The sequence below is a fragment of the Sphingomonas sp. genome, from assembly GCF_036387595.1.
Taxonomy (GTDB): Bacteria; Pseudomonadota; Alphaproteobacteria; order Sphingomonadales; family Sphingomonadaceae; genus Sphingomonas.
The window spans coordinates 1-2,654 of record NZ_DASVTL010000006.1 but is presented as its reverse complement, the minus strand read 5'-3'; the positions used below and the strand labels follow the sequence as shown (position 1 = coordinate 2,654).

General features: G+C 67.8%; 3 protein-coding genes. All 3 read right to left on the bottom strand.

Annotated elements, in window-relative coordinates; all coding sequences use genetic code 11:
* The coding region (gene uvrC, locus VF643_RS00350) for an excinuclease ABC subunit UvrC (protein WP_331041376.1) at positions 1–1,443 on the bottom strand (1,443 nt) is incomplete at its 3' end.
* Positions 1,444–1,599: 156 nt separating this feature from the next.
* Positions 1,600–2,154, bottom strand: coding sequence for a hypothetical protein (locus VF643_RS00345; protein ID WP_331041375.1), 555 nt, complete (start codon positions 2,152–2,154; stop codon positions 1,600–1,602).
* The coding region (locus VF643_RS00340; RefSeq protein WP_331041374.1) for a hypothetical protein at positions 2,147–2,654 on the bottom strand (508 nt) is incomplete at its 5' end. The genes VF643_RS00340 and VF643_RS00345, both read right to left, overlap by 8 nt.

Here is a 2,654-nt window from a genome sequence, read left to right as displayed (position 1 = left end):
TTGGGCCCGGGCGAACCGCCGCGCGAACACTTCGCGCATCATCCCGAAATCGTCGCCCGGCACGGTGTCCTTGTTCTTGATGTTGAACTTGCGATACTGGCCCTTGCGGAAGCCTTCCGGCCCCGCGACGACCATCGCCCCAAGCGCGTTGGTGCCCTGGATATGGCTGTTGTCGTAGACCTCGATGCGGTCGGGAGGTTCGGGCAGATCGAACAGTTCCGCAACCTCGCGCAGCAGCCGCGCCTGGGTGGTGCTCTCCGCAAGGCGGCGCTCGAGCGCCTCGACGGCGTTGCGCTGTGCCTGCTCCATCAGCCGGCGCCGGTCGCCGCGTTGCGGCACCGAGAGCGCGACCTTGTAGCCCGCGCGTTCGGCAAGCGCCTCTTCCAGCAAGCCGCCCTCGTTCAGGTCCCGATCGAGCAGGATCGTCTTCGGCGGCGGCACCTCTTCGTAGAATTGGGAGAGGAAGCTCATCAGCACCTCGTCCTCCGGCACGTCGTTGGTGTGCGCGGGGAAGAAGCTGCGATGGCCCCAATTCTGGCCACCGCGTATGAAGAACGCCTGGATCCCCATCGTCCCGTCGCGGCATGCGAGCGCGAAGACGTCGGCGTCGCCGACCCCTTCCGCATTGATCGCCTGGGTGCCCTGGATGAATGTCAGCGCGCGCAACCGGTCGCGCAACAGCGCCGCGAGTTCGAAATCCATCGCCTCGGCGGCAGCCTGCATCTGCGCCCCGAGCTTCGCCTGGACGCCGGTCGACTTGCCACCGAGGAACTGCTTGGCGTCCGACACCAGCTCGGCATAGCCGGCCTCGTCGATCCGGCCGACGCAGGGCGCCGAGCAGCGCTTGATCTGGTAGAGCAGGCACGGGCGATCGCGGGTCTTAAAGAAGCCGTCGGTGCAGGAGCGGAGCAGGAACAGCTTCTGCAGCGCATTCAGCGTGTTGTTGACCGAGCCGGCGCTCGCGAAGGGGCCGTAATAGTCGCCCTTGGCGCGCCGCGCGCCGCGATGCTTCTGGATGCGCGGGAAATCGTGATCGGCGCGCAGCAAGATGAACGGGAAGCTTTTGTCGTCGCGCAGCAGCACGTTGTAGGCCGGGCGATAGCGCTTGATCAGTTGCGCTTCGAGCAGCAGCGCCTCCGCCTCGTTGTTGGTGGTGACGATCGTCATCGCGCGGGTCTGCGCGACCATGCGCTGGAGCCGTTTCGACAGGCGATCGACCTGGACATAGTTGGCGACGCGGTTCTTCAGCGCGCGGGCCTTGCCGACGTAGAGCACGTCGCCCTTGGCATCGAGCATGCGGTAGACGCCCGACCGGATCGGCAATGTCTTCAACACGTTGCGGATCGCCGCCACGCCGGCGGCGAGATCGGGCGCGTCGGTGCCCCGGACCGTGAAGGTGTTCTTTTCTTCGTTGAACCGGTCGGGAGCGTTGGGCGTCGACATCGATGCGAATCTAGGGACTCGGGGGCGTGAGCGCTAGGCGGTGACGCCGCTATCGAGGGAGCATTGGCTCACGCACGATGCCGCATCTCGTGTCCCCGCGAAGGCGGGGACCCAGTACTGGGCTCCCGCCTTCGCGGGAGCACAAGCAGCTGAGGATCAGTTCGGGCGGCCCAGCCCTGCGATCGTGCGGTCCACCAGCGCCTTGTCGGCGACCGCGCCATGCTGGTCGGCGATGATCGCTGCGGCGGCGCGGGCGGCGGCGTCGGCCGCCCTGGCGCGGACCTCGGCGATCGCGCCGCGTTCGGCGGCGGCGATCTTGTCCTCCGCCATTTTCTGGCGGCGCGCGACGAGATCGGTCGAGTCCGCTTCGGCCTTGGCGAGCATCGCCGCGGCTTCGGCCTCGGCATGCGCGACGATCGCGGCAGCGTCACCTGCACTGGCGGCGTTACGCGCCTTGGCGTCGGCGAGCATCGCCTCCGCCTCCGCGCGCAGCTTGCTGGCCTCGTCGAGATCGGTGCGGATCGTCGCGATCCGCTGATCGAGCATCCGGCCGACCAGCGCGGGGACCTTCTTCCAGATGAGGATCGCGATCACGACCAGCATCGACAGCGCGACCCAGCCGGGGGCCGAGATGCCGAGCGCGGTCGGCGCATGATGCAGTTCGGCGGTGCCGGCAGCGGCAGTCGCCACGTTGGCGTGGGGATCAACCATGCGCGAGTTCCGCCTTCACCTTCTGTTCGACGACCGCGCGATCGGGCACGACGCCCGACAGCTTGGCGACGATCGCCTCGACCGCATCGACCGTTGCGGTTTCGATCTCGGCGAGCGCCTGGCCCTTGGACGTCGCGATGCTTGCGGTCGCCGCGTGCAGGCGATCGGCCGCGGCGGCATCGCCCGCCTTCATCTTGGTCTCGGCGGCGACCGTGGCGCGTGCCTTGGCAGCGCCGACGGTCTGCGCCGCCTGAGACCGGGCGGTGTCGAGACCGCCCTGATAAGCTTCTTCCGAAGCCCGGGCCGCGTCGCGGGCCGTCGTTGCCGCAGCGAGATCCCCGGTGATGCGCGCGTTACGATCGTCGATCGTCCGCTCGATCCTGGGCACCATCGCCTTGCCGATCCCGAAATAGATCAGGCCGAACACGATCACGAGCCAGAACAGCTGTGACGCGTAGATCTCGCCTATTTGGGAAAGCTGAGGCATCGACGGCGGTCCG

Bases quoted from the DNA above. Each gene is read 5' to 3' on its own strand.
- VF643_RS00345 (WP_331041375.1), bottom strand. From the start codon at position 2,154: ATGGTTGATCCCCACGCCAACGTGGCGACTGCCGCTGCCGGCACCGCC.